We start from the raw sequence: 25,082 nt of genomic DNA on the forward strand, positions 1-25,082 counted from the left end.
GCAGCGCGCATTTGTTTGAGCGACCGGCGGGCGGCGACCGCGCGGTCCTCGTCCATGTAGTGTTTGGCCAGGCGTCGGAACAGGACGACGACCTTGGCGAATTCCAGGAACTGGTGGCGGGCGCGGATGCGACCGCGGTCAGTGTCATCACCGCGCCGCGCGGCGCGGCCGATCCGAAGTTCTTCGTCGGCAGCGGCAAGGTCGAAGAGATTGCCGCCGCCTGTCGCGCCGGCGAGGCCGACGTCGTCATTTTCAATCACGACCTGTCGCCGGCCCAGGAACGCAACCTGGAGCGCGCCCTCGAATGCCGGGTCATCGATCGCACCCGGCTCATCCTCGACATCTTCGCGCAACGTGCGCGTTCCTTCGAAGGCAAGCTGCAGGTCGAGCTCGCGCAGCTGCGCCACATGTCGACGCGCCTGGTGCGCGGCTGGACCCACCTGGAACGTCAGAAGGGCGGTATCGGCCTGCGTGGCCCGGGTGAAACCCAGCTCGAGACCGACCGTCGTCTGCTCGGCGCGCGCATCAAGCAGATCAACGAACGCCTGGAGCGGGTCAAGGCGCAACGCCAGCAGAGCGCGCGTTCGCGGCGCCGTGCGCAGCTGTCGACGGTGTCGATAGTCGGCTATACCAATGCCGGCAAGTCGACGCTGTTCAATTACTTGACCGGCACCGATGTCTACGCCGCCGACCAGCTGTTCGCGACCTTGGACACCACCTTGCGCACGCTGACCGTGGCCGGCGAGCATCCCATCATCCTGAGCGACACCGTCGGTTTCATACGGCGCCTGCCGCCGGAACTGATAGCGGCGTTCCAGGCCACCCTCGACGAAACGCGCGACGCGCGGCTGCTGCTGCATGTCATCGATGCCAGCGCCGAGGATCGCGACGCGCGCATCGCCGACGTGGTGGCGGTGCTCGAGCGCATCGGCGCCGGCCAGGTGCCGGTCATCGAGGTCTACAACAAGATCGATCTCATGCCCGGCCGCGCACCGCTGGTCGAGCGTGACGGCGAAGGCCAGGTGCTGCGCGTGTGGTTGTCGGCCCACACCGGCGCCGGCACCGAACTGCTGCTGTCGGCCATTTCCGAGCATCTCAACCAGCACAAGGCGCGACGCTGGCTGAGCGTCGCGCCGGCCGCGGGCCGCGTGCGCGCCCAACTTTTCGACATGGGCGCGGTCGCAGACGAAGTCGAGCTGCCGCAGGGCGGCTGGCTGCTGGAAGTGACTCTGTCGGAAGCACGCTGGCAGCAGTTGCTACGCATGCCGGAAGTCGCCGAGCATGTCATCGAACTCGACGCACACGGTTCCCTGGCCGAACTTGACCTGGAACGACTCAGCGCGGAACTCGACGAGGCGGCCCTCGCCGGTATTCAGATTGAACAAGGGTAAGCCCCCCCGTACAATCCGCCCCTCATCATCACCCAGCACACACAGACGGAAAATCAATGGCCTGGAACGATCCGGACGGCAATGAGCGCGATCCGTGGGGCGGTCGACGCAACGACCAGGGCCCACCCGATCTCGACGAGGTCGTGCGCAAAATGCAGGAGAAGCTGGCCGGTCTGTTTGGAGGCAAGCCGCGTCAACCCGCCTCGCCCGACAACGCCTTCGTGTGGGGCGTGATCGGTATCGTCGCGCTGTGCCTGCTGGCCTGGGAAATGGTCTATCGCATCGATCCGGCCGAACGCGGCGTGGTGCTGCGTTTCGGCAAGTACGTGTCGATACTGCAGCCCGGCCCGCACGTGCGCTTCCCGCGACCGATAGAGGAAGTGCGCAAGATCAATGTCGAGCGCATCGAAACCCTGACCGCGAATTCCTCCATGCTGACCGGCGACGAGAACATCGTCGACGTCGAAGTGGCGGTCCAATACCGCATCAAGGACGCCGAGGCCTACCTGTTCCGGATTGCCGATCCGGAAGTGTCGGTGCAGCGTGTCACCGAATCGGCCATCCGCGATGTCATCGGTCAGCGCACCCTCGACTTCGTCATCACCGAGGGCCGCGCCGAGATTGCGACCCAGGCCCAGGCACTCATCCAGCAGACTCTCGACACCTACGAGTCGGGCGTCATCATCACCAGCGTCAACATGCAGCCGGCCAAGCCGCCGGAAGAAGTGAAGGCGGCCTTCGACGACGCCATCAAGGCGCGTGAAGACAAGGAACGCAAGGTCAACGAGGGCGAGGCCTACCGCAACGAGGTCGTGGAGCGCGCCGCCGGTGAAGGCGCCCGCATCCGTCTCGATGCCGAGGCCTACAAGGAGCGCGTGATCGCGCAGGCCGAAGGTGAAACCAAGCGCTTCTCGCAACTGCTTGCCGAATACGACAAGGCGCCCGCCGTGACCCGCAACCGACTCTATCTCGAGACCATGGAAGAAGTACTGAGCAGCAGCAGCAAGGTGCTGATGGACACCAAGAACGGCAATAACGTCACCTACCTGCCGCTCGACAGGATCATGGGCAATGGCGACGCGGCCAATGCCGTTGAAACCACCGAAGCCGCGCCCGAAGCCCAACCCTATGCGCCGGCGCTCGAAGACAGCCTGCGCGACCGTCGGGTCGGTCGTACCCGGGTGGTGCGCTGATGGCCTCCCGTATCGCCCTCGTCGTTGCGCTGTTGCTGTCGGTGGTGTTCGCGTGCAGCTTCCGCGTCTACGAATATGAATTCGCCATCGTCACCCAGCTCGGCAAGATCAAGCGCGCCGATTATGTGCCGGGCCTGCATTTCATGGTGCCGGTCTACCAGGAGGTCAAAACCTTCGACAAGCGCCTGCAGACCCTCGACGCCGAACCGCAGCGCTTCCTGACCGGCGAGAAGAAAGACGTCATCGTCGACTCCTTCGCGCGTTGGCGCATCAAGGACGTGGTCAAGTTCTACAAGTCATCGGGCGGCGATGGCGCGCGTGCAGGCCTGCTCATCTACCAGATGATCAACGACAGCCTGCGCAGCGAGTTCGGCAAGCGCACGGTGCAGGAAGTGGTGTCGGGCGGGCGCGGCGCGATCATGAAAGTCGTGACCGAGACCGCCGACGCGCGCGCCGAGCAGCTCGGCATGGAAATCGTCGACGTACGCCTGAAGCGCATCGACCTGCCGACCGAAGTCAGCAGCACGGTCTACGAGCGCATGCGCTCCGAGCGTTCACGGGTGGCGCGTGAGTTCCGCGCGCGCGGTGAAAAGGAAGCCATCACCATCCGTGCCGACGCCGACCGCCAGCGCACCATCATTGCCGCCGAGGCTTATCGCGACGCCGAGGTCCTGCGCGGCGAAGGCGACGCGAAGTCGGCCGCGATCTACGCCGACGCCTATGGCAAGAATCCCGAGTTCTTCCAGTTCTACCGCAGCCTCAATGCCTACAAGTCGAGCTTCAAGGGCAAGGAAGACGTGATGCTGCTGCAACCGGATTCGGATTTCTTCAAGTATTTCCAACGCCCTGGCGGTGGTTAGGTCGGTGCGCCGCGGGTCGCCGCGGCGAACAGGGCATGTGGCAGGATTTCTTTTCGGCGCTGGCGCTCATGCTCGTGTTTGAAGGCATCATGCCGTTTCTCAATCCTCAGCATTTCCGCCGCGGCCTGATGATGGCCGCGAACCTGGACGACGTCACGCTGCGTGCCCTGGGATTGGTCGGCATGGTGGTGGGCGTGGGCATTCTGTACGTATCGAGGTAGGCAGTGGCGGACGAGAAACTATGGTTGCTGCCCGATGGCGTCGACGAAGTGCTACCGCCGCGGGCGCGCGTGCTCGAGCAGCTGCGGCGACGCATGCTCGACCTGTTCGAGCGCTGGGGATACGAGTACGTGATGCCGCCGGTGGTCGAGTACCTCGATTCGCTGCTGTCGGGTATCGGTGAAGACCTCGACCTGCAGACCTTCAAGCTGACCGATCAGCTCACCGGCCGCATGCTGGGCGTGCGCGCCGACATCACACCGCAGGTGGCGCGCATCGATGCCCACCGCCTGCCGAGCGCGGCGCCGCAGCGCTTCTGCTACCTGGGGCCGGTGCTGCACACCCGCCCCGACAAGTTCGCCGGCTCGCGCAATCCCCTGCAGATCGGCGCCGAACTCTACGGCCATGCCGGCATCGAGGCCGACGCCGAAGTCGTGAGCCTGTTGCTGGAACTGCTGGCCATCGCCGACATCGCGCCGGTGACGCTGGAGCTCGGCCACATGGGCCTGTTCCACGCCATCTGCGAGCTTGCCCATTTCGACCGCGCCATGGAGTCGCGCATCCTCGAGCGCCTGCTCATGAAGGACGAAAGCGGCCTGGCCGAGGCGCTGTCCGGCAGCGCGGCCAGTGCCGCGGTGGGCGCGCACCTGCATGCGCTGCTGGAACTCAACGGCGACGACAGCGTGCTCGGCAAGGCGCGCGTGGCGCTGCAGCGCGCGCCGGCCTCGGTGATGGCGGCGCTGGACGACATCGAGCGCCTGGTCGCGCTCATCCGCGAGCGCATGCCGGCCGCCGACCTGCATCTCGATTTCGCCGAACTGCGTGGCTACCGCTACCACACCGGCGTGATGTTTGCCGCCTACACGCCGGCCGCGGGGCGCGCCATCGCGTGGGGTGGCCGCTATGACAACATCGGACATTCCTTCGGCCGGCCGCGGCCGGCCACCGGGTTCAGCACCGATCTGAAGGTATTGGCGGGCCTGCGCGCCGCTGAGCACCCGCAGCTGGCGAAGATTTTCGCGCCGGCGGCCGATGATCCCGCACGTATGGCGGCCATTGCCAATCTGCGCGCGGCCGGCTATCGCGTGGTCGAGGGCCTGCCGGGACAGACCGCCGGCGCGCGCGACATGGGCTGCGAGCAGGTGCTGGCCGATCATGGCGGCCAGTGGCTGCTGGACGACATTTAATTTCAAATCTTTTTTAGAGAGAACGAGCTTGGGCAAGTCAGTCGTCGTAATCGGATCCCAATGGGGTGATGAGGGCAAGGGCAAGGTGGTCGACATGTTGACCGACCGTTGCGCCGCCGTCGTGCGTTTCAGGGAGGTCACAACGCCGGGCACACGGTCGTCATCGATGGCGAAAAGACCGTCCTGCACCTGATCCCGTCGGGCATCCTGCACGACGACGTGGCCTGCCTGATCGGCAACGGCGTGGTGCTCTCGCCCGAGGCCTTCATGGATGAGATCACCATGCTCGAGGCGCGCGGCGTGCCGGCGCGCGAGCGCCTGATCGTGAGCGCCGCCTGTCCGCTGATCCTGCCCTATCACGTCGCGCTCGACGTGGCGCGCGAGAAGGCGCGCGGCGCGGCCGCCATCGGCACCACCGGCCGCGGCATCGGCCCGGCCTACGAAGACAAGGTTGCGCGCCGCGCGCTGCGCGTCGGCGACCTCCTGTTCCGCGAACGCTTTGCCGCCAAGCTCGGTGAAGTGCTCGATTACCACAACTTCGTGCTGACCAATTACTACAAGGTCGCCGGGCTCGACTTCCAGCGCATCCTCGACGAATCCATGCGGCACGCCGAAGTCATCGGGCCGATGGTCGGCGATGTCACCGAGCTGTTGCACCAGCATCGCGTCAAGGGCTCGAACCTGCTGTTCGAAGGCGCGCAGGGCACGCTGCTCGACATCGATCACGGCACTTATCCGTTCGTGACCTCGTCGAACACCACGGCCGGCTTCGCCGCCAGCGGCACCGGCGTCGGACCGCGCGTGTTCGACTACGTGCTCGGCATCACCAAGGCCTATACCACGCGCGTCGGCTCGGGCCCGTTCCCGACCGAGCTGTTCGACGAGACCGGTGAGCATCTCGCCACCAAGGGCAACGAGTTCGGCGCCACCACCGGGCGCCGTCGCCGCTGCGGTTGGTTCGACGCCGTCGCGCTGCGGCGTGCGCAGCAGTTGAACAGCATCTCGGGCCTGTGCGTGACCAAGCTCGACGTGCTGGACGGCATCGACGAGATCCGCATCTGCGTCGGTTACGAAACGCCGGACGGCGTGTCGCTGTCGGTGCCGACCGGCGCCGAGGCCATGGCCGAAGTGCGGCCGGTCTACGAAACGCTGCCGGGCTGGAGCGAATCGACAGTCGGCGTGCGCAGCTGGGACGGATTGCCGGCCAAGGCGCGCGCCTATCTCGATCGCATCGCCGCCATCGCCGGCACCAACATCGACATCATTTCCACCGGACCGGATCGCGCCGACACCATCGTGCTGCGTCATCCCTTCGAGTAAGGCGCGAGGTTCCGCGGTCCATGACGAAATCCGCACCGGGCACGTCGCCAGATCGCGCACATCGTCGAATGGCTCGCTGAAGCCGAGAAGAAGGAAGCCCTCGAGCCGGCCGCGATGTCGGTCGCGACCGTCGACGCCGAGGGGCGGCCGAGCCTGCGCATGGTGCTGCTGCGCGGCATCGACGAGCGCGGCCTGGTGTTCTACACCAATCTCACCAGCCGCAAGGCCGATGACATTCGCGCCAATGCGCATGTCGCGCTGTGCCTGCACTGGAAGTCCATGGCGCGCCAGGTGCGCGTGGAGGGCGTGGCCGCGCAAGTCGACGACGCCGAGGCCGACGCCTATTTCGCCAGCCGCCCGCGTGATTCGCAGATCGGCGCCTGGGCCTCGAAACAATCCCACGTCCTCGAAGGACGGTTCGCGTTGGAAGCGCGGGTCGCCAAGTACGCGGCACGCTATGCCATCGGCGCGGTACCGAGACCGGAATTCTGGTCAGGCTTTCGCGTCACGCCGCAACGCATCGAGTTCTGGGAGGACCGGCCCTTTCGCCTGCACGAGCGCACGCTGTGGGAACTCGGCGACGGCGCGTGGAGCAGTCGTAAGCTCTATCCTTGAGCGCCGCCGCGCTCACTGCGCGTAACACTGCTTGACGGCCTCGACGCCGCGCGCGCGCAGCGCCTGGTATTTCTTCCAGAACGCCGAATCGATGTCGCGCAGGCTGCGCGGCTCCTTCGGATCGCGATAGCGACGCAGGTGTCCGGGCCCGCCGTTGTAGACCGCGTAGGCCGCGCGCGCGAGGTTGTGCGGGTCGCCCGTCACCTCGTGTTCCTTTTTCTTGATCGCGAAATCCACCAGGTAGTGCACCAGGATCTCGTTGCCGGCGCGGGCGTTGTAGCCGATGTCGGCGGCGAGCTTGTTCAAGTCGTACACGCCGCGCCACACGTGCTGGTTGATCTGCATGAGGCCCACCGAGCCGGCCGATGATCGCAGCGGCTCGATGCGTCCGGCTTCCCTCACGTATTGACGCCAACAGGTTTCCTGCCAGGCGGTGGCGCGCAACAGCGTGCGATAGACCTCGATGAAAGGCGCTTGCACCTTGGCGCGGCTTTGCTCCTGTTCGGCGATGTCGCCGAGCAGGGCGTCGAGCGTGGCGAGATAGGCATCGAGGTCGCCGTCGCTCGGCAGCCAGCGATTCAGACGCGCGATGCCCGCGGCGTCGATGTCGGCGGCCTGGGCCGGTGTAATCCACCACGCCAGCCAGTCGGTGCTGCGCGATGGCTCGCCGGCGGTCACCAGTTCGGCCGGCAAACCCAGCAGTTCACGCAGCGCCGGGTCCGGCGCCGCGGAATAGCGCAGCGCTTCGTCTTCGACGGCCGGCAACAGCAGGCGCGCGAGTTGGCGCAGCGTCGCCTGGTCGATACGCACGCCAACCTGCGCACCGGCGCTGTCCAGCGCGCGCAACGCGTCGCCGGCATTGATGAGGGCCAGATAGCGCAGCGCCTCGTCACCCTGCGCCGACAGCTGCGCTTCGCCGAGGAGCGGCGTCAGGCGCTGCCACGCGTGCACGAACAGGCTGCGCACCGGGTCGGCATCGAGGGCATCGTTGGCGAGCGCGTCGCGCAGTTCGTAACGCGCCTCGAGCAAGGTCTCGGCCAGCGCCGCGCGCAGCGCGGGGCCGGCATGGCTGGCAACGGTCTTGATGAGCCAGGTCGCGAACGCGTCCCAAGCCTGCCATTGCTGGTCCCAGGCCATGAGTTCATGGGCGGTCAGCGGCGCGTGCGGCAGCGGCGGCAGGGCCGCCGCGTTGACCTCCGGCATGTCGAAGGCGAACGTCGTGACCAGCGCGTCGTGGCCACCATCGGCGGCTGCTATGCGCAGCGAGTCGGCGCAGAGGGTGGCGAAATCCGGTGCGCCGGCCAGCGCATTGGTGATGAGCTCACGACTGCCGCCCAACAGCGGCGCAAGTTCGAAGCTGAAGGCCTCGATGCGCGGGTGCACGTATTGCTTTACCCAGCCCCACATCACGCCCGGCACGGTTTCCTTCTTGCCGCTCTCGTCACGAATGTCGGAATCGACGATGCGAAACGCTATCGCGGTGGGCGAGTCGCCAACGCGCGCGCTTTCGCGCAGGATCACCTGGCCGCGCCAGGTGAAGGGCAACAGGCAGGCGCCGCCCGGCATCGGTGTGCCGCCGCGGGCGTCCACCCGCATCGCGACCTGCATGCCGCCGGCGGCGGCGCCTTCGACCTTGGGCGCCGACAGTTTCAACTTGTTGCAGCCGCTCGCATCGCTCAATGCATGCAGGCTTTCTTCAGGCTCGATGAACACGCGCTCGGCAAGCTGCGCGCGCACCAGCGCATAGGGAATGTTGAGCGGCACCTCGACGGTGGTCGGCGCGGCGCGCGGCGCCGGGCCGGCGCAGCACAGCAGCGCCACGATGAGCGCGCGCGCGTACTTCATGGTCCCTGCGTCGCGGCGCCGTCGCGGTCGCCCCGGTAGAGCGGCCGGAGCGTGAATTTGAAGACATCGTCGGCGCACACGTCGATGCAGCGCCCGCAGTTGGTGCAGGCGCTGTCCAATACCAGGCGCGTGGCGTCGCCGCTGCCGCGCAGCGCCGGCGTGATGACCTGCGGCTCGGGACACACCGCGAAGCAGTCACCGCAGTCGGTGCAGGCCTCGCGTTTATCGGCGGCGATGCGCAGCGCCGCGCCGCGGCCGACGAGCGCATAGAAGGCGCCGACCGGACACAGGTGGCCACACCAGCCGCGCCGGCTGACCAGCAGATCGAAAAGAAATACCGCCAGCACGATGGTCCACGCCAGGCCCATGCCGAACACCAGCGCGCGTTGCACCATGGTGACGGGATTGACCAGTTCCCAGGCGATGCCACCGCCGAGCGCCGCCACCACCAGTGTCATTGCCAGCAGCCAGTAACGCAGCGCGCGCTGCGGCCGCCAGCCGGGTGGCAGGTGCAGGCGTTCACGGCACCAGTGCGCGAGGTCGGTGATGACGTTGACCGGACAAACCCACGAGCAATACACGCGCCCGCCCACCAGCGCGTAGAACAGCGTGACCAGCGCGGCGCCGAGCAGCGCGGTGCGCGTCACGTGATGGGTGGCGAGCACCGATTGCAGGGCGATGTAGGGATCTTCGAGCGGCACGAAGTCGAACCACAGGCTGGCGGCGAGATTGCCCTTCACCCACCACACGCCGAACCAGGGGCCGAGCAGGAACAGGCCGAGCAGCGCGAACTGGCTGGCACGGCGCAGCAGCAGCCAACGCTGGCGCTGCAAGAAACCGCGCGTATCGGCGCGGGCCGCGACGGCGTCCGGCATGGAAAGGCTCAAGCGGGATTGAGACCGAGGTCGTGCCGCACCAGGGCGCGCGGCAAGACCTTGATGGCGGCTTGCTCCACCACGCAATCCTTTTCGCACTTGCCGCAGCCGGTGCATTGTTCGCGATGCACGGTCGGCTCGAAATACACGCGCTTGCCGTCCTGTTTCATTTCCATGGTGATGGCCTCGTCCTTGATCGGGCAGGCGAGGTAACAGGCCTGGCAATGGGCGATGCCATTGATGCTGTAACAGGTGTCGGTACCGACCACCACCGCCACGCCCATGTCGGCGTCGCGAATGTCGGTGAGCTGTTTCGACAGCGCATCGGTCGGACAGGCCGCCACGCAGGGTATGTCCTTGCACATGTAACAGGGTACGTCGCGCGCCACGAAGTAGGGCGTGCCGGTGGCGAGCGAGGCGCCGAAGGGCGCGAGCTTCAAGGTGTCGTAGGGGCAGTCGCGCACGCACAGTCCGCAGCGCACGCAGGCGCCGAGGAAATCATCTTCCGCCAGCGCACCGGGAGGACGCAGCGCACCGATGGGACGCGAGGCCGCCTGTTCGGCATAACTGCCGAGCAGCAGGCCGACCAGGCTGACCGCGCCGGCGGCCTGCGCGCCACGCGTGAGCATGCGGCGCCGGTCGGGATCGTGAATTGCCTTGCGTTCGTTGTGGTTGGACATGGCCTCGCGCCTCGTCTGCGCGCGGCGCGCCGACGGCGCGATGACGGCAGGCCGGTATAGTGCGCCCTCGCGCCGCGCACTGCCAAGCAGCGAGCGCGCCTAGATGCCGTGGCGCGCGCGAAATTCGCGGATCTCGGTCGCGACCTCGGCGCTCAAGCGCGTGACATCGGCACGCGCGAATATGGCGCGCAGGGCTTTGCGTTCTTCATCGTCGATTTCGCCATCGCTCAAGGCCACGCGTTCCAGGAAATGCAATTCATCAAGGTCGATGATGCCATCGTTGGCGAACATCACCAGGAAGGAATAGCCGATGAGATCGGCGGCGCGGGAGTCGTGTGACATGCGGGTTCCTGGGCCGGGGCGCGAACGCATTCACACCTACAGGGGGCGGTCGGGATGGGTGGCGACGAAGTGCTTCAGCACCGTGGTCAAGTCCGCGGCACGTTGGGCATGGCCGTTGGCGGTGGCGTGCATGATGTCGTCGATGATCATGCGTTTGATCATGCGCTCGCCGTCCGGTGACTCGATCAGATAGGAAGCAAGTTCGGCGGCGACCATGGCCGACACGTGTTCATGCTCGGCGATGGCGTCTAGCTCGTCGGGCGTCAGGTGCAGAAACGCGATGCAATCGTCGAGCGTGATCATGGCGCTGCCCTCCGGCGGGGTGTATTCGCATGATTCGCCGGCCATGGCCGGCGGGCCTTGATCCGTGTCATTCTGCCGGCCGTTCACCACGCCGTGCGTGACCGTGACCGGGGGGCGCGGTCAGTGTGGGCACGCGCGTCCGTCATAGTAGAAATCCAGGAGTCCAGTCCATGTTGAAAGACCACGTCGCCCTCGTCACCGGTTCCACCAGCGGTATCGGCCTCGGCATCGCCGAACAACTGGCCGCGGCCGGCGCCCATGTCGTCCTGAACGGCTTCGCCGACGAGGCCCTGGTCAGCAGCCTCAAGAGCCGCCTCGGCGCGCTGGGCGGCGGCCGCGTCGAATACGACGGCGCCGACATGCGCGATGCCGAGGCGGTGCGGGCCATGGTGGCGGGGGTCGTCGAACGTCACGGACGTCTCGACATCCTGGTCAACAACGCCGGCATCCAGCACGTGGCGCCGGTCGAGGATTTCCCCATCGACAAGTGGAACGACATCATCGCCATCAACCTGTCGTCGGCCTTCCACGCCAGTGCCGCGGCGATACCGGCCATGAAGGCCGCACGCCGCGGCCGCATCATCATGATGGCCTCGGCCCATGCGCTGGCCGCGTCACCGTTCAAAGCGGCCTATGTCGCCGCCAAGCACGGCATCGCCGGCCTGACCAAGACCATCGCGCTGGAACTCGCGGAGTTCGGCGTGACCTGCAACGCCATTTGTCCGGGCTACGTGCTGACGCCGCTGGTCGAGCGCCAGATTCCCGATACCGCCAAGGCGCGCGGCATCACCGAAGACGAGGTCAAACGCGATGTGCTGCTGGCCGCGCAGCCGACCAAGGACTTCGTCACCATCGCCCAGGTCGCGAGCCTCGCCCTGTACCTGTGCCGGCCGGAAGCGGCGCAGATCACCGGCACGACGCTGTCCATGGACGGAGGCTGGACCGCCAAGTAGACCGGCACCGGCGAAGCTGCCGACGCCCATGCTGGCGTCAGTTGGCGGCGTGCCCAAACGAGACCTGGCACCGCGAATTGGCGGCGCGGCGACCTAGCTATGGCGAGGCCTTCGGGGCATACTTGAAACGTTCGGGCAGGGATGCCAGGAAGGCCATTCCATTCGCTCGACGTCGCCACCCAAACAGGCGACGCGCATGCCACGGAGGGTGGCGTTGGTCAGACGCACGTTCGACGATCCGGATTTCATGAGTTCTATCGACACAGCCGACGAAGCACCGCAGGCCACGGATTATCGCGACGATATCCAGGCCGCGAGCGCTGCGTTACGCAACACCATTGCCGAGACCGAGGGGCCGTTGCCGCCGGCATGGGTGGTGGAATTCATGCTGCGCAGCTGGCGCCGCTACCTGGTGCTGGTGCACCACGACAACGGGCCTAGTAGTGCGGCCTGGGCGCGCGCCATCGATTGCACACGCCGCCTGTTGCAGAGCATCGTGCCAACCGAGTCGCCGGAGAAGCGCGCGCAATTGGTGCGCGAACTGCCGCGCCTCGTCACCGACGTCAAAATTGCCATCGACAAGGCCCAGGTCGAAGCGCAGGAGCGCGACACTTCCTCGACCAGCTCAAGCTCCTGCACATGAGCCTCTTGAAGCTGGAGCACATGCCGGCCGATGCCGGCACGGATTTCTCCGATACCGTCACCATGGATGTCCGCGACCCGCGCTACCGCGCGTTGCTCGACCGCCTGGACGGCGCCGACAGCGTCGAACACATCGAAATGTAGGTGCGGTTTTGTGGGTCAGACTTCAGTCTGACACCGCCAGTCGCTGCCTAAGTTCTGATGTCAGACTGAAGTCTGACCCACACGCTCAAATCGCCGTGCGCGCGATTTCGCTCACCACTCTTTCCAGGTGCTTCAAGGTGCGGCAGCTCTCGACCTTGTCGCAGGCCGCGCCCAGTTTCTGCATTTCCGAATCACCCGAATTCCAGAACGCCATCGGTTCCGGGTTCAGCCACAGCACGCGGCGTGCGCGTTCGTGGATGCGGCGCAGCGAGCGTTCGCCGGCATCGCCGTAGTTGGAGCGCGCGTCGCCGAGGATGATGACGGTGGTGCGCTGGTCGATGTCGGCAAGGGTCAGGCGTTCTAGTTCAGCCAGCGCGCCGCCGTAGTCGGTCGAGCCCATGCCGTAGGTGTTGATGGTTTCCACCACCGCGTCTTCCACCGGCTTGGATTCGAACAGGCCGGTCACTTCTCCGAGATGGCTGGAGAACGCGAAGGCCCGCACCTTGGGCAGCACCTCGGCGACGCTGTACAGGAACAAGAGCAGGAAGCGCGCGACCTGCGCCACCGAGCCCGACACGTCACACACCGCGATGACCTTGGGCCGGTCCACGCGCACCCGTTTCCACACCGTGTCGAACAGCAGGCCGTCGTACTCGATGTTCTTGCGGATGGTGTGACGCACATCGAGCTGGCCGCGCTTCGACACGTGACGGCGGCGCGAATGCAGGGACACCAGGCGCTTGGCGAGCTTGCGCACCAGTTCCTGCATGACCTTGAAGTCACGGATCTCGATGCGCGCCAATGGCGTTTTCTGCAGTACTTCCTCGCGCAGCTTGGGCCAGGCGTTGGCGGTGTACATCAGCATCTGGCGGTCGACGAGCCCGGCGACGTTCTCGACCAGGCGCGCCTTCTGTTCCTTGAGGCGCAGCGCGCGCGGGTCGTCGTCGTTGGCCTTCAGCAGCGCGAACAGGAGATCGTCCAGCGGCTCGATGCCCATGTCCTCGAGGATGCGGCGAATGTACATGCCGCGCTGGGTGAACAGGCGGATGTTCTGCAGCTGCACGTTGCGCGCGGCGCTGGCCAGCGCCTGTTGCAGGGCCGGGCCGTCGCCGCGCTCGAGCATGGCGGCAAGTCCACCGTCGCCGCCGCCACCGCTGCCGCCCTGGCCACCGTCTTCGCCCGGCGCGCCCTCGCGCTGGTCATCGCCGGTGGCCTGCTCGTCGCCCGGCGCGCTGTCGCCGGCGAGATCTTCGAACGTGAAGAAACGTTCGAAGCAGTCGTTGAAACGCGACTTGTCGTCGGGCGTCTTGGCCAGCACCTGGCCGAGCGCTTCCTTGATCAGCGTGCGATGCTCGAAGCCCACCAGCGCCAGCGCCGCCGCCGCGTCGATGCTTTCGGCGGTCGATACGCGCACATCGCTGGCGCGCAGCGCCTTGATGAAATTGGACAGCACCTGGGTCACGCGTTCTTCGCCGCCTGACGGGTCAGTGCCGGCACCTCGGCGTCGACGTGCTCGATGTCGTCCTGGAATTTGAGCAGCACGTTCAGGGTCTGGCGCACCAGTGCCGGCTCGAGTTCGGCGGCGTGCAGCAACAACAGCGTGCGCGCCCAGTCGATGGTCTCGCTGACCGCCGGCACTTTCTTCAGATCGAGTCCACGCAGGCTCTGCACGAAGGCCACCAGCTGCGTGCGCAGGCCGGCCTCCAGCGCCGGTACACGCGATTCGATGATGCGCTGTTCGAGCTTGGCGTCCGGGAAGGGGATGTAGAGATGCAGGCAGCGGCGCTTCAAGGCATCGCCGATCTCGCGCGTGTTGTTCGAGGTCAGGAACACCACCGGCGGCTGCTTGGCCTTGACCGTGCCAATCTCCGGGATCGAAATCTGGTAGTCCTGCAGGAGCTCGAGCAGGAAGGCCTCGAACTCCTGGTCGGACTTGTCGATTTCGTCGATCAGGAGCACCGCGCCCTGTGGCGCCCACAGCGCTTTCAACAGCGGCCGCGGCTCGAGGAATTCCTCGTTGAAGAAGGTGTCGTCAAATTCATGCAGGCGCGCGATGGATTCCTTCAGACCCTGCGCGCCCTGCATGAGGTCGCCGAGCTTTTCCTTCAGCACCTGGGTGTAGAGCAGCTGCTTGCCGTACTTCCATTCGTACAGGGCCTTCGATTCGTCCAGGCCCTCGTAGCACTGCAGGCGGATGAGCGGCTTGTCGAGCAGCTTGGCGGTGGCATTCGCCAACTCGGTCTTGCCGACGCCGGGCGGTCCTTCGACCAGGATGGGCTTGGACAGGGCCTGCGCGATGTAGACGCAGGTCGCGATGGCGTCGCTGGCGATATAGCCTGAACTTTGGAAGCCGCGTTGAATGTCGGCAAGCGCCGCGAGGGCGGCAGTGGGGTTGGCGGTGCTCACGTGGTGGGTCCTGTGTCCTTCAATCTGTGGTCGTGTGTGTCGAGGAAACTCTGATTATGCTACGGTCGCTGCTCGGGCGCTGGTGCGCGAGCATGCTCGCTATGCTTAATCAGAGCTTCCTCGAGTCATGTATGGCGCAGCAGCCACTCGAGGCGGCTGCGCAGTCGTTTGAGCCATTCGCCGCCCAGCACCTCCATGGCGGCCAGGCGCTCGAGCCGCGCCAGCGGCGGCCGCGCTTCGCGCAGCGTGGCGTGGAAGTCGGCCAGGCTGATGGCTTCGGGCTGTCGTTCGAGCAGCGTCAGGCTGGCGCCCGCGCGCACCGTGCCTTCCTCGAGCACGCGGAAGTACCAGCCGCAACAACCTTGCTGTTCGATGTACCTGGCCAGTCCGTCGACGCCGTAGCGCCGGTCTATCTTGCCGCACGGACGGCGCGGCTGGGTGACCTGGATGCGCGCCGCGTCAAAGCGGTAGACGTCGCCCAGGCACACCGTGTCCTCGGTCATGCCGAGGCTGGCGATATTCTCGCCGATGGAACCCGGCGCGAGCAGTTCCCCGATCGCGGGGAAGGCCGCGGCGAGCCGCACATAATGCTCGCTCGGAAACTGGTGCAGGGCCTTGTCCGGGCCGCCGTGCAGGCGCCGGTCGGCCTGGGCATCGCCGGCCAGGCCCAGGGCGCCGAGGCGCACCTCGCCGGCCAGCGCGCGCTTGATGATGGCGCTCGGCCGTCCGCCGGCCAGCGGCGCGACGCCGCCGGCATACAGACCGAGCACGGCGGTGGGCAGGTCGTGAAGCGCGGGCATACGACAGCATACCCGCAAGCACGCAATCTGCGAAAATGCCCGGCTTGTGTTTCCGGCATCGAGGTCAGCATGGGTTTCAAGGCAGTGTTATGGGATTTTGGCGGCGTCATCACCACCTCGCCCTTCGACAACTTCAATCGCTACGAGGCCGCGCGCGGCCTGCCGCTCGATTTCATCCGCGGCGTCAATGCGCTCAATCACCATGACAATGCCTGGGCGCGTTTCGAGTCGAGTCGCTGCTCGGTCGAGGAATTCGACGTGCTGTTCGCGGCCGAGACCGCCGCCGCCGGTCACGAGATCCGCGGCCGGGAAGTCATCGGCCTGTTGGGCGGCGATGTGCGGCCGCGCATGGTGAAAGTGCTGACGCGCTGCAAGGCCGACTACCGCGTCGCCTGCCTGACCAACAATGCCAATGCCGGCCAGGGCACCGGCATGTCCAGCACCGATCAGCAGGCCGCGGACGTCAAGGCGGTGATGAAGCTGTTCGATGTCATCATCGAATCGAGCAAGGAAGGCATACGCAAGCCCGATCCGCGCATCTACCAGATGGCCTGCGAGCGTATCGGCGTGACGCCGGACGCGATCGTGTATCTCGACGACCTCGGTATCAATCTCAAGCCGGCGCGCGACATGGGCATGACCACCATCAAGGTCACGTCCGAACAGCAGGCCATCGACGACCTGGGTCGCATCCTCGGTATCGATTTCGGCGTGTGAGGCCGCGCCGCGGCGCTCACGCCGGGTCGCCGGCGCCCTTGCCGAGCTGCTGGCGCGCCGTGGCCACGCAGTGGTCGCAGATGTTGCCCTTGGGGCCGGCGACGAGATGGCGGTATTCGCCCTTGCCGCGGCCGCAAAAGGAACACAGCGGCGGTACGCCCTTGAAGATCGCCGCCGCCGGCGTGGCGTCCAGACGCTGGGCGCCGGGCGGCGAGGGCTCGTCGTTGTCGTTCATGGGCCGCGCCTGTGCTTGATGGATGTGCGCTTCAGGCCTGGCATTCGCGGCGGGCCTGGTTCACCCACTCGCGATAGAGCGTGTTGTAGTGCTTGCCGGCAGTCTTGCTGCGCGCCACAACCGCTTCGTAGAGGGCACGCGCCTCGTCGTCGTGACCTTGCGCCTTCAACAGCATGGCAAGCCGGCAACTCGGTTCGGGGCCGGCGGCATAGCCGACCAGTGCGCGGAACTCGTCGATGGCTTCGTCGACGCGCCCCAGCTCCTGCAGCGCGCGCGCATACAGGAGGTGGCCGTCCTGGGTGGTCTTGCCCGGATTGACGCGCTTGAAGTCGTCGAGCGCACGCAGCGTGCCGGCGAATTCACCGAGACCGAAATGCGCCTCGGCAAGGCCGAACAGCAGATCGGGATCGTCGCTGTGCACACCAGACAGGGAACGTTCGAACAGTTCCTTGGCTTCGGCGTGATTGCCGCGCGCCAGGTGCTGCTGGGCCAGCGCCAGGGCGTTCTGCGCGGTGCGCGCCACGGCGTATTGCTCGGTCGCCTCGCGCAGCGCCTTGTCCGGATCCACGGCGTGGGCGAGGCTGCGCTGGGCGGACTTCGCGGCGCGCGTGTTGGTCAGCCCGGGCAGCAGCTCGATGATGAAATAGGCCAGCGCGCCGATCAGCGGGAAGAACAGCACGATGAACACCCAGGTGGTGTTGCGTCCGGTCTTGATGATGTGCACGACCAGCGCCAGCTGCACGATGATGGAAAGGACGACCAAGGGCACGCTGCACACCTCGCGGGCAGTGACGAAACAATGATGGCGGACGCCGTCGGCGCGCGCCTCACGAGTATACGGGGCGTGCGGGCTCGCGGGTGAATCGCGGCGCCGACGCGTGGCGGCGCGAACCAGCCACGCCAGCGCGCGCGGGGCCGTCACTCAGGCCTGGCCTGGCGCGAACGCGCCGCTGGCCAGGAAGCGCAGCACCGCCTCGATGACCGCGTCGTTGCGCATGATGAAGGGGTGGGAAACGGGCACGCACAGGAAATCGCTCATGCCCTCGACGCGTGTGCGCTCGACGGACACCTTGCCGTCGTTGGGTGACGGCAGGGCGGTGGAGAGCAGGGGATTGATGCTGCGCGTGCCGGCGATCACGCCCACCGGGTAAGTCACCGCGCCGAGCCGCAAGGGCACGCTGTCCGCGCGCGTGCCGAGCTCGGCGCCGGCCGGGCCGTTGATGAAATGAAAGCCCGGCAGGCGACCGAAGCGGTCGACCACCTCGCTGCCCTGGTTGGGCGGCGCGAGCATGACCACGCGCCCCAGCCGCTCGACGCGATGCCGCGCGAGATGGTGCCGCACCAGCACGCCGCCCAGCGAGTGCGTGACGAAATGGATCTGGCGGGGCGAGCGCGCCCGGCAGCGGGCAAGGGCGCCGCCCACCGCCATGTCAGCCAGCGCGGCGATGCCGTGGCGGCGCGACGGGTAGCTGAGGTTGTCGACCATGTAACCCTGCGCGGCGAGACACGCTTCGAGCTTGCGCATGGAGCGCGCGCTGCGCGCGAGGCCGTGCAGCAGCACCACGCAGTCGCGGGCGGGCGGGGCGGGTTCGCAATCCATGGCAGGCTGGGGGGCGATGAGCTGTCGATGAGCGTGTTGCAAGGCGCCATCTTGCGGCGGGTCGGCGCCGTCGGCAACGAGCGCGGGCGGGCTGCGCCGTCGACACGATTGCACGGCCGGGACGGCATCGGTTAGCGTTGTCGGCGGACGCATCATCGGAGGCACAAGGACGTGGCTTCATCTTCCGCATTTCTCGATCGCGTGCGCGCCGCGGTGCGCGTACGTCATTACAGCATGCGCACCGAACAGACCTACGTGTACTGGGTGCGACGCTTCATCCACTTCCACCAGCGTCGCCATCCCGAGCAGATGAGCGAACGCGAGGTGGCGGCCTTCCTGTCGGACCTCGCGCTCAACGCGCAGGTGGCGCCCGCCACCCAGAACCAGGCGTTGAACGCGCTGGTGTTCCTCTACGGCGTGGTGCTCGAGCGACCGCTGGGCGATCTCGCCGGCGTGGTGCGGGCCAAGGACAAGCAGCGCCTGCCGGTGGTGCTGTCGGTGGAGGAGGTGGCGAGGGTGCTCGCGCAATTGCCGGACCGCGTGTGGCTGCCGGCCTGTCTGCAATACGGCTCGGGTCTGCGCCTCATGGAGAGCGTGCGCCTGCGCGTCAAGGATCTCGATTTCGAACATCGCGCCGTGCTGGTGCGCGATGGCAAGGGCGGCAAGGATCGGGTGGTGACCTTGCCCGATGAATTGAGCGGGCCGCTCGAGCGCCATCTCGCCGCGCGCAGAACGCTGTTCGAACGCGATCGCGCCGAGGGCAACGCCGCCGCGTGGTTGCCCCATGCCTTGGCGCGCAAGTATCCGGCCGCGCCCCAGGAATGGGGCTGGCAATACGTGTTTGCCGCCGACCAGGTGACGACCGATCCGCGCAGCGGCCTGCGCTATCGTCATCACCTCGACGAACAAAGGGTGCAGCGCGCGGTGCGACGCGCGGTGGTGGGCGCGAGGATTGCCAAGCCTGCGAGCTGCCACAGCCTGCGCCATTCTTTCGCCACCCACCTCTTGGAACGCGGCGCCGACATACGCACCGTGCAGGAACAGCTCGGACACCGCGACATCCGTACCACGCAGATCTACACCCATGTGCTCAAACGCGGCGGCCTCGCGGTCAAGAGTCCCTTGGCCGCGGTACTGGCGCTGCGCGTCGACGAGCAAAGCCGCTGATGGCCGCGTTCCGGCCGGGGGGCGAGGTGCGATACGATGCCGGCTCGGCGCGGCCGGCGCTTGCCTGTGTCGCCGCGCCCGCGCCCATGTCTCACCACCAGCGGAGTGAATGATGAAAATTGATACCTTCATGGCGCCCGGCGCGCCGGCCAGGATTGCAGCGCTGGCCAAGGAATACGACGCGCTTGGTTTTGATTGCATCTGGACTTTCGAAGCCATGAGCGATGCCTTCATTCCGCTTGCCCACGCGGCGGCCGCCGCGCCGCGTATCGAGATTGGCACCAACATCGCGGTGGCCTTCGCGCGCTCGCCGTTTTCCATGGCGCAGATAGCCTGGGACCTGCAGCGTGACTCCGGCGGTCGTTTTCATCTCGGCCTCGGCACCCAGGTGCGCGCCCATGTCGAGAAGCGTTTCTCCATGCCTTTCGATCAGCCGGCGGCGCGCGTCACCGATTACATCCGCTGCGTGCGCGCGATCTGGGACACTTTCCAGACCGGCGCGCGTCCCAACTACGAAGGGCCGTTCTATCGCTTCAAACTGATCAACGCGTTCTTCACGCCCGGACCCATCGAACACCCGAACATCCCGGTCTACCTGGCCGGCGTGAACACCGGCATGTGTCGCGCGGCGGGCGAGGTGGCCGACGGCTTCCACGTGCATCCGGTGCATACCGTCGAATACTTGCGCGAAGTGGTGTGCCCGACCATCGCCGAGGGCGCCCGCTCGGCGGGGCGCGATGCGTCGAAGATTGCCCTCTACGCGCCGGTCTTCATCATCACCGGCGAGACCCAGGCCGAGACCGATGCGATGGAACAGCTGGTGCGGCGCCAGATCTCGTTCTACGGCGCCACGCCGACCTATGCCAGCGTGTTTGAGCACCACGGTTACAACGATCTCGGCCGCCAGTTGAACGGCCTGTTGCGCGAAGGCAAGCTCGACGACATGGCGGCCGCCATTCCGGCGCCATTGCTCGAGAAGATCTGCATCATCGATGCGCCGGGCAACATCGGCAAACGCATACGCGAACGCTATGACGGCCTGCTCGACCGCGTCGCGCTGTATCGCTCCATGGGCGGCGACGGCGAGTTCAACCGCTGGCGCGAACTCATCGACGCCGTGCACGCCTGAGGCCTGGGCCGACGCTGTCAGCGCCTTGCCGGGCAGAGCGGGGCGCCGCACCCCAAGATATGGACTATCCTGTATTCAGTTCCACAGCATGGCGGGCGGGCTTGACCTCGATCAAACCCGCCGCCGCGGTCCGTATCAAAGTGAGCCATGAGCAGCGTTGCCTCAAACCCGTCCCGCGAATTGTTTTCCGCCGAGCTCGTCGCCAAGTACGACCGTAGCGGCCCGCGCTACACCTCCTACCCGACCGCCGCGCAATTCCAGGACTACGGCGTGGCCGATTACGAGCGCGCCGCGCGCGCCAGCAACGTCGGGGGCGCCGAGCTTTCGCTGTACGTGCACATCCCGTTCTGTTCCACGGTGTGTTTCTACTGCGGTTGCAACAAGGTCATCACCAAGAACCGCGCGCACGCCGTCACCTACCTCGAAGGCCTGGCGCGCGAGGTCGGCATGCAGGCTGCGCTCTATGACCGCCAGCGCGTGGTGCGGCAGATGCACTGGGGCGGCGGTACGCCCACCTTTCTCGACCGCGCGCAGCTCAGCGGGCTGATGGGATTGCTCACGGACAATTTCCGCTGTGAGCCCGGGCCCGACAGCGAATACTCCATCGAAATCGACCCGCGCGCCTGCGCGCCCGGCACCCTCGCGCATCTGCGTGAACTCGGCTTCAACCGCGTCAGCTTCGGCGTGCAGGATTTCGACCCCTACGTGCAGGTCGCGGTCAACCGCATTCAAAGCCAGGCCGTGACCTTTGGCGCGATCCAGGAAGCGCGCAACGCCGGCTTCGGCTCGGTCAGTCTCGATCTCATCTACGGTCTGCCGCGCCAGACCCGCGCCAGCTTTGCGCGCACCCTGGCCGAAGTGATCGCCATCCGCCCCGAGCGCCTGTCGATCTTCAACTACGCGCACATGCCGCACCTGTTCAAGAGCCAGAACCGCATCGATGCCTCGACCTTGCCGCCGCCGGCCGAGAAGCTCGCCATCCTCCATCACACCATCGACGTGTTGACCGAGGCCGACTACCAGTACATCGGCATGGACCATTTCGCCTTGCCGCACGACGAACTGGCGCGCGCGCAGCGCGCCGGCACGCTGCATCGAAATTTCCAGGGCTATTCCACCCACGCCGGCTGCGACCTGGTCGGCCTGGGGGTCAGTGCCATCGGCATGCTGGAAGGCAGCTACCATCAAAATCGCAAGGCGCTGCCCGAGTATTACGCGGCGCTGGAAGCCGGTCAGTTGTGCGTCACGCGCGGCGTGGTGCTGGACGACGACGATCGTGTGCGTCGCCACGTGATCATGCGCCTGGTATGCGCGCAGGATCTCGACATCGCCGCCACCGAGGCGCGTTTCGGTATTTCCTTCAAGGACTATTTTCGCGAGGAACTGGTCGCTCTCGGCGGCATGGCCGAGGATGGCCTGGTCGAGATCGAGCCCGCCGTGATCCGCGTGCGCGAGGCCGGCCGCATGTTCCTGCGACAGATCTGCATGTGCTTCGACCGCTATGTCAGCCGCGTCGAACACAGCACCCGATACTCTCGCGCCATTTGAACCCGACGCGAGTACACTAGCCGGCCGTTTTGCCCTGGAGAGCGCAGCACATGCTGCAACACAATCGCAGTGTCGCCACCGACGCAACCCTGATCCTGCCGTTGCAACCCGTTGCCCACGACATCTGGGCAAGCAAGTACCGCCTGCGGGCCGCCGACGGCACGGCGCTGGATGCGACACCCGATGCCACGCTCGAGCGTATCGCCACGGCGCTGGCGGCGGTGGAACAAAGTCCGGCCGACATCCGTCACTGGCAACAGGAGTTCCTGTGGGCGTTGCGACGCGGTGCCTTGCCTGCCGGCCGCATACTCGCCAATGCCGGCGCCGCCGAGCACAAGCCATCGACCTCGACCATCAACTGCACGGTATCGGGCACCGTGCACGATTCGATGGAAGACATCCTCGCCAAGCTTTACGAGGCAGGCCTCACGCTCAAGGCCGGCTGCGGCATCGGCTATGAATTCTCGACGCTGAGGCCGCGCGATGCCTTCGTCGCCGGCGCCGGCGCCTACACCTCCGGTCCGCTGTCCTTCATGGACGTCTACGACCGCATGTGCCTGACCATCTCCTCGGCGGGCGGACGCCGCGGCGCGCAAATGGCGACCTTCGACATCGGCCATCCGGATGTCATGGATTTCATCCGCGCCAAGCGCGAGGACGGGCGCCTGCGCCAGTTCAACCTGTCCTTGCTGGTGACGCGCGAATTCATGGAGGCGGTGCGCAACGACGCCGAGTGGGTGCTGGCGTTTCCCGCCACCGAGCATGAATTCAAGCACGGCAATCTCGACGCCGACGATCCGGCGCAGGTGATATGGCGCCAGTGGCCGACCCACGACGCCTATCGCGTCGATGCCGAGGGCCGCGTGGCGTGCAGGATCTACAAGCGCATGCCGGCGCGCGAGCTGTGGGATGCGGTCATGCATGCCACCTACGACTATGCGGAACCGGGTTTCATCCTGATCGACCGCTACAACGAGATGAACAACAACTGGTTCTGCGAGAACATTCGCGCGACCAATCCCTGCGGCGAGCAGGGCCTGCCGCCCTACGGCGCCTGCCTGCTCGGATCGATCAACCTGACCTGCTTCGTGCGCGAGCCCTGTTCCGATGGCGCGCACTTCGATTGGGACGCCTATCGGCGCGTGGTCGCGATTTTCACCCGCATGCTCGACAACGTGGTGGAACTGCATGGCCTGCCGCTGTCGCGCCAGCGTGACGAGATCGTGCGCAAACGGCGCCACGGCATGGGCTTCCTCGGGCTGGGCTCGGCGCTCGCGCTGCTGGGTCTGCGTTACGGCTCCGACGACGCAGTGGCTTTCACCGCCGAGGTCAGCCGCGAACTGGCCGTCACCGGCTGGCGCACCGGCCTCGAGCTGGCGCGCGAGAAGGGCCCGGCGCCGATCATGAACGAAGATTTCACCGTCACCTCGGCGATGCTCGCGGCACGACCGGAAATGGCGCGTGATGGTTTCGTGGCCGGTGACGTGGTGAAGGGCCGCGTGCTGTTTGCGCGTTACAGCCGTTACATGCAGCAGATCGGGGAAGTGGACCCGGCGCTGGCCGATGCGCTCGTCGAGCATGGCGCGCGTTTCACCCATCACAGTTCGATCGCGCCCACCGGCACCATCGCGTTGTCGCTCGGCAACAACGCCAGCAACGGCATCGAGCCGAGCTTTGCCCATCGCTACGTGCGTAATGTCATCACCGCCGGGCGCAAGACCAAGGACAAGGTCGAGGTCTGTTCCTACGAACTCCTGGCATGGCGCGCGCTGGTCAATGCCAAGGCCATGCCCGATGCCGCCGACCCGGCCGACAGGCTGCCGGCGACCTTCGTCACCGCCGATGACATTTCGCCCAGTGAGCACATCGCAATGCAGGCCGCGGCCCAGCGCTGGATCGATTCGTCCATTTCGAAGACCGTCAACGTACCGTCGGACATCGCCTTCGATGCGTTCAAGGATCTCTACTTCGAGGCCTATGAGCGCGGCCTCAAAGGCTGCACCACGTTCCGCTTCAACCCCTCGGCGTTCCAGGGCGTGCTGGTCAAGCATGCGGACCTGGCCCGCACCACCTATCGTTTCACGCTGGCCGACGGCACGGTGGTCGAAGCGCGCGGTGACGAGGAAATCGAATACGAAGGCGAGACCCACTCGGCCGCCAATCTGTACGACGCGATCAAGGAAGGCTATTACGGTGTCTATTGAACGCGCTCAGGGTCAGGAGAAAGTTTCCATGGTGAAGAAGATAGAGCAGCCGATCACGGGCGTCGAAGTTCTGGCCGATGCGCCGCCGGTGGAAGAGACCACGGCTGAAATCATCCACATGCATGAAAAGGTCGAGCGCCCTGAGATGCTGCTCGGCTCGACCTACAAGATAAAGACACCGCTGTCGGCCCATGCGCTGTACGTCACGATCAACGACATCGTGCTCAATGCCGGCACGCCGCACGAGCTCAGGCGCCCGTTCGAAGTCTTCATCAATTCCAAGAACATGGATCACTTCCAGTGGATAGTGGCGCTGACGCGCATCATCTCGGCGGTGTTCCGCAAGGGTGGCGATGTCACCTTCCTGGTGGACGAGATGCGCAGCGTGTTCGATCCGCGCGGCGGTTACTTCAAGAAGGGCGGTCGATACACGCCGTCATTGGTGGCGGAGATCGGCGATGTCATCGAAACCCACCTGCGTTCCATCGGTCTCCTGGGACCGGCGCGACCGCGCGCCGAGGCCGGCGCCGGCCACGAAGCCAAGGCGGCGCCCTCGCGCGACGATGACGACAACGGCATCCCCGGCGATGCCCTGCATTGCAGTAAATGCTTCGCCAAGGCCGTGGTCGCGCTCGACAACTGCCTGACCTGCCTGAACTGCGGCGAATCGAAGTGCGGGTGAGTTGAAAAATCATGCGCCGACCTGA

26 protein-coding genes and 1 pseudogene are annotated in these 25,082 nt (G+C 66.2%); 16 read left to right on the top strand and 11 right to left on the bottom strand.

Features of this window, described 5'->3' with window-relative positions; genetic code table 11:
• Nucleotides 1-11: 11 nt before the first annotated feature.
• From hflX to pdxH, 7 genes and pseudogenes are all read left to right on the top strand, one after another.
• A complete protein-coding gene (gene hflX / locus IPM80_02860) occupies nucleotides 12-1,391 on the top strand; it encodes a GTPase HflX (protein ID MBK8957379.1) in 1,380 nt (459 codons plus the stop codon).
• A 56-nt stretch (nucleotides 1,392-1,447) separates the two neighbouring features.
• Nucleotides 1,448-2,584, top strand: coding sequence for an FtsH protease activity modulator HflK (gene hflK, locus IPM80_02865; GenBank protein ID MBK8957380.1), 1,137 nt, complete (start codon nucleotides 1,448-1,450; stop codon nucleotides 2,582-2,584).
• Nucleotides 2,584-3,444, top strand: coding sequence for a protease modulator HflC (gene hflC, locus IPM80_02870; GenBank protein MBK8957381.1), 861 nt, complete (start codon nucleotides 2,584-2,586; stop codon nucleotides 3,442-3,444). The genes hflK and hflC overlap by 1 nt, the downstream gene beginning before the upstream one ends.
• Before the next feature lie 35 nt (nucleotides 3,445-3,479).
• On the top strand, nucleotides 3,480-3,665 hold the full coding sequence (locus IPM80_02875) for a DUF2065 domain-containing protein (protein ID MBK8957382.1): 186 nt from the start codon (nucleotides 3,480-3,482) through the stop codon (nucleotides 3,663-3,665).
• A 3-nt stretch (nucleotides 3,666-3,668) separates the two neighbouring features.
• On the top strand, nucleotides 3,669-4,850 hold the full coding sequence (locus tag IPM80_02880) for an ATP phosphoribosyltransferase regulatory subunit (protein MBK8957383.1): 1,182 nt from the start codon (nucleotides 3,669-3,671) through the stop codon (nucleotides 4,848-4,850).
• Nucleotides 4,851-4,878: 28 nt separating this feature from the next.
• A pseudogene (locus IPM80_02885) lies at nucleotides 4,879-6,170 on the top strand (adenylosuccinate synthase).
• Nucleotides 6,171-6,221: 51 nt separating this feature from the next.
• Nucleotides 6,222-6,785: a pyridoxamine 5'-phosphate oxidase gene (gene pdxH, locus IPM80_02890; GenBank protein MBK8957384.1), complete on the top strand. Its 564-nt coding sequence runs from the start codon at nucleotides 6,222-6,224 to the stop codon at nucleotides 6,783-6,785.
• Between the two features lie 12 nt (nucleotides 6,786-6,797).
• Here the strand turns inward: pdxH and IPM80_02895 are convergent, their stop codons facing one another.
• The 5 genes from IPM80_02895 to IPM80_02915 all read right to left on the bottom strand — a co-directional run bounded on the left by IPM80_02895 (nucleotide 6,798) and on the right by IPM80_02915 (nucleotide 10,830).
• Complete coding sequence (locus tag IPM80_02895; protein ID MBK8957385.1) at nucleotides 6,798-8,630, bottom strand: lytic transglycosylase domain-containing protein; 1,833 nt, start codon at nucleotides 8,628-8,630, stop codon at nucleotides 6,798-6,800.
• Entirely contained in the window at nucleotides 8,627-9,505 is an 879-nt protein-coding gene (gene napH / locus IPM80_02900; GenBank protein ID MBK8957386.1) for a quinol dehydrogenase ferredoxin subunit NapH, read from the bottom strand. The genes IPM80_02895 and napH overlap by 4 nt, the downstream gene beginning before the upstream one ends.
• 8 nt (nucleotides 9,506-9,513) lie before the next feature.
• Entirely contained in the window at nucleotides 9,514-10,185 is a 672-nt protein-coding gene (gene napG / locus IPM80_02905; GenBank protein MBK8957387.1) for a ferredoxin-type protein NapG, read from the bottom strand.
• Between the two features lie 99 nt (nucleotides 10,186-10,284).
• Nucleotides 10,285-10,527: a hypothetical protein gene (locus IPM80_02910; protein MBK8957388.1), complete on the bottom strand. Its 243-nt coding sequence runs from the start codon at nucleotides 10,525-10,527 to the stop codon at nucleotides 10,285-10,287.
• A gap of 36 nt (nucleotides 10,528-10,563) precedes the next feature.
• Entirely contained in the window at nucleotides 10,564-10,830 is a 267-nt protein-coding gene (locus IPM80_02915) for a hypothetical protein (protein MBK8957389.1), read from the bottom strand.
• Nucleotides 10,831-11,000: 170 nt separating this feature from the next.
• On the opposite strand from IPM80_02915, the gene IPM80_02920 reads away from it, so the two are divergent.
• From IPM80_02920 to IPM80_02930, 3 genes are all read left to right on the top strand, one after another.
• Nucleotides 11,001-11,783, top strand: a complete 783-nt coding sequence (locus IPM80_02920) for a 3-hydroxybutyrate dehydrogenase (GenBank protein ID MBK8957390.1) — start codon at nucleotides 11,001-11,003, stop codon at nucleotides 11,781-11,783.
• A 247-nt stretch (nucleotides 11,784-12,030) separates the two neighbouring features.
• Nucleotides 12,031-12,426 (top strand): DUF1631 family protein, encoded by a 396-nt coding sequence (locus tag IPM80_02925; GenBank protein ID MBK8957391.1) that lies wholly within the window; start codon nucleotides 12,031-12,033, stop codon nucleotides 12,424-12,426.
• On the top strand, nucleotides 12,423-12,569 hold the full coding sequence (locus IPM80_02930) for a hypothetical protein (GenBank protein MBK8957392.1): 147 nt from the start codon (nucleotides 12,423-12,425) through the stop codon (nucleotides 12,567-12,569). The genes IPM80_02925 and IPM80_02930 overlap by 4 nt, the downstream gene beginning before the upstream one ends.
• Nucleotides 12,570-12,654: 85 nt before the next feature.
• Here the strand turns inward: IPM80_02930 and IPM80_02935 are convergent, their stop codons facing one another.
• The 3 genes from IPM80_02935 to IPM80_02945 form a co-directional block, all read right to left on the bottom strand.
• Nucleotides 12,655-14,031: a VWA domain-containing protein gene (locus tag IPM80_02935; GenBank protein ID MBK8957393.1), complete on the bottom strand. Its 1,377-nt coding sequence runs from the start codon at nucleotides 14,029-14,031 to the stop codon at nucleotides 12,655-12,657.
• Nucleotides 14,028-14,975 (bottom strand): MoxR family ATPase, encoded by a 948-nt coding sequence (locus IPM80_02940; protein ID MBK8957394.1) that lies wholly within the window; start codon nucleotides 14,973-14,975, stop codon nucleotides 14,028-14,030. Before IPM80_02940 ends, IPM80_02935 begins: the two co-directional genes overlap by 4 nt.
• A gap of 125 nt (nucleotides 14,976-15,100) precedes the next feature.
• Nucleotides 15,101-15,775, bottom strand: coding sequence for an MOSC domain-containing protein (locus IPM80_02945; protein MBK8957395.1), 675 nt, complete (start codon nucleotides 15,773-15,775; stop codon nucleotides 15,101-15,103).
• A gap of 69 nt (nucleotides 15,776-15,844) precedes the next feature.
• Between IPM80_02945 and IPM80_02950 the strand changes: the two genes are divergently transcribed.
• Nucleotides 15,845-16,492 carry an HAD-IA family hydrolase gene (locus IPM80_02950; protein MBK8957396.1) on the top strand — a complete coding sequence of 216 codons (648 nt, stop codon included), beginning with the start codon at nucleotides 15,845-15,847 and terminating at the stop codon, nucleotides 16,490-16,492.
• Nucleotides 16,493-16,508: 16 nt separating this feature from the next.
• Here the strand turns inward: IPM80_02950 and IPM80_02955 are convergent, their stop codons facing one another.
• The 3 genes from IPM80_02955 to IPM80_02965 form a co-directional block, all read right to left on the bottom strand.
• Nucleotides 16,509-16,727, bottom strand: coding sequence for a ClpX C4-type zinc finger protein (locus tag IPM80_02955; GenBank protein MBK8957397.1), 219 nt, complete (start codon nucleotides 16,725-16,727; stop codon nucleotides 16,509-16,511).
• Between the two features lie 31 nt (nucleotides 16,728-16,758).
• Nucleotides 16,759-17,496 carry a tetratricopeptide repeat protein gene (locus IPM80_02960; GenBank protein ID MBK8957398.1) on the bottom strand — a complete coding sequence of 246 codons (738 nt, stop codon included), beginning with the start codon at nucleotides 17,494-17,496 and terminating at the stop codon, nucleotides 16,759-16,761.
• A gap of 153 nt (nucleotides 17,497-17,649) precedes the next feature.
• Complete coding sequence (locus IPM80_02965) at nucleotides 17,650-18,327, bottom strand: alpha/beta fold hydrolase (GenBank protein MBK8957399.1); 678 nt, start codon at nucleotides 18,325-18,327, stop codon at nucleotides 17,650-17,652.
• Nucleotides 18,328-18,561: 234 nt separating this feature from the next.
• Here IPM80_02965 and IPM80_02970 point away from each other — a divergent pair, with 234 nt between their 5' ends.
• The 5 genes from IPM80_02970 (at nucleotide 18,562) to IPM80_02990 (ending at nucleotide 25,057) form a co-directional block, all read left to right on the top strand.
• The gene (locus IPM80_02970) at nucleotides 18,562-19,494 is read left to right on the top strand and encodes an integron integrase (GenBank protein ID MBK8957400.1); all 933 of its coding nucleotides are present in this window, start codon (nucleotides 18,562-18,564) and stop codon (nucleotides 19,492-19,494) included.
• 112 nt (nucleotides 19,495-19,606) lie between these two features.
• Nucleotides 19,607-20,623: a TIGR03617 family F420-dependent LLM class oxidoreductase gene (locus IPM80_02975; protein MBK8957401.1), complete on the top strand. Its 1,017-nt coding sequence runs from the start codon at nucleotides 19,607-19,609 to the stop codon at nucleotides 20,621-20,623.
• Nucleotides 20,624-20,770: 147 nt separating this feature from the next.
• Nucleotides 20,771-22,171, top strand: coding sequence for an oxygen-independent coproporphyrinogen III oxidase (gene hemN / locus IPM80_02980; GenBank protein MBK8957402.1), 1,401 nt, complete (start codon nucleotides 20,771-20,773; stop codon nucleotides 22,169-22,171).
• A gap of 50 nt (nucleotides 22,172-22,221) precedes the next feature.
• Entirely contained in the window at nucleotides 22,222-24,375 is a 2,154-nt protein-coding gene (locus IPM80_02985; GenBank protein MBK8957403.1) for an adenosylcobalamin-dependent ribonucleoside-diphosphate reductase, read from the top strand.
• Nucleotides 24,376-24,403: 28 nt separating this feature from the next.
• A complete protein-coding gene (locus IPM80_02990) occupies nucleotides 24,404-25,057 on the top strand; it encodes an NrdJb (GenBank protein MBK8957404.1) in 654 nt (217 codons plus the stop codon).
• Nucleotides 25,058-25,082 lie beyond the last annotated feature (25 nt).

Source organism: Pseudomonadota bacterium (genome assembly GCA_016719885.1).
Classification (GTDB): Bacteria; Pseudomonadota; Gammaproteobacteria.

Excerpts from the sequence above, each read along its gene's own strand:
- IPM80_02930 (MBK8957392.1), top strand. The coding sequence starts at position 12,423 with ATGAGCCTCTTGAAGCTGGAGCACATGCCGGCCGATGCCGGCACGGAT.
- IPM80_02990 (MBK8957404.1), top strand. The coding sequence starts at position 24,404 with ATGGTGAAGAAGATAGAGCAGCCGATCACGGGCGTCGAAGTTCTGGCC.
- napG (MBK8957387.1), bottom strand. The coding sequence starts at position 10,185 with ATGTCCAACCACAACGAACGCAAGGCAATTCACGATCCCGACCGGCGC.
- hemN (MBK8957402.1), top strand. The coding sequence starts at position 20,771 with ATGAGCAGCGTTGCCTCAAACCCGTCCCGCGAATTGTTTTCCGCCGAG.
- IPM80_02915 (MBK8957389.1), bottom strand. The coding sequence starts at position 10,830 with ATGATCACGCTCGACGATTGCATCGCGTTTCTGCACCTGACGCCCGAC.
- hflK (MBK8957380.1), top strand. The coding sequence starts at position 1,448 with ATGGCCTGGAACGATCCGGACGGCAATGAGCGCGATCCGTGGGGCGGT.
- IPM80_02965 (MBK8957399.1), bottom strand. The coding sequence starts at position 18,327 with ATGGATTGCGAACCCGCCCCGCCCGCCCGCGACTGCGTGGTGCTGCTG.
- hflC (MBK8957381.1), top strand. The coding sequence starts at position 2,584 with ATGGCCTCCCGTATCGCCCTCGTCGTTGCGCTGTTGCTGTCGGTGGTG.
- IPM80_02970 (MBK8957400.1), top strand. The coding sequence starts at position 18,562 with ATGCGCACCGAACAGACCTACGTGTACTGGGTGCGACGCTTCATCCAC.
- IPM80_02920 (MBK8957390.1), top strand. The coding sequence starts at position 11,001 with ATGTTGAAAGACCACGTCGCCCTCGTCACCGGTTCCACCAGCGGTATC.
- IPM80_02925 (MBK8957391.1), top strand. The coding sequence starts at position 12,031 with ATGAGTTCTATCGACACAGCCGACGAAGCACCGCAGGCCACGGATTAT.
- IPM80_02945 (MBK8957395.1), bottom strand. The coding sequence starts at position 15,775 with ATGCCCGCGCTTCACGACCTGCCCACCGCCGTGCTCGGTCTGTATGCC.
- IPM80_02975 (MBK8957401.1), top strand. The coding sequence starts at position 19,607 with ATGAAAATTGATACCTTCATGGCGCCCGGCGCGCCGGCCAGGATTGCA.
- napH (MBK8957386.1), bottom strand. The coding sequence starts at position 9,505 with ATGCCGGACGCCGTCGCGGCCCGCGCCGATACGCGCGGTTTCTTGCAG.
- IPM80_02985 (MBK8957403.1), top strand. The coding sequence starts at position 22,222 with ATGCTGCAACACAATCGCAGTGTCGCCACCGACGCAACCCTGATCCTG.
- IPM80_02955 (MBK8957397.1), bottom strand. The coding sequence starts at position 16,727 with ATGAACGACAACGACGAGCCCTCGCCGCCCGGCGCCCAGCGTCTGGAC.
- IPM80_02895 (MBK8957385.1), bottom strand. The coding sequence starts at position 8,630 with ATGAAGTACGCGCGCGCGCTCATCGTGGCGCTGCTGTGCTGCGCCGGC.
- IPM80_02950 (MBK8957396.1), top strand. The coding sequence starts at position 15,845 with ATGGGTTTCAAGGCAGTGTTATGGGATTTTGGCGGCGTCATCACCACC.
- IPM80_02875 (MBK8957382.1), top strand. The coding sequence starts at position 3,480 with ATGTGGCAGGATTTCTTTTCGGCGCTGGCGCTCATGCTCGTGTTTGAA.
- IPM80_02910 (MBK8957388.1), bottom strand. The coding sequence starts at position 10,527 with ATGTCACACGACTCCCGCGCCGCCGATCTCATCGGCTATTCCTTCCTG.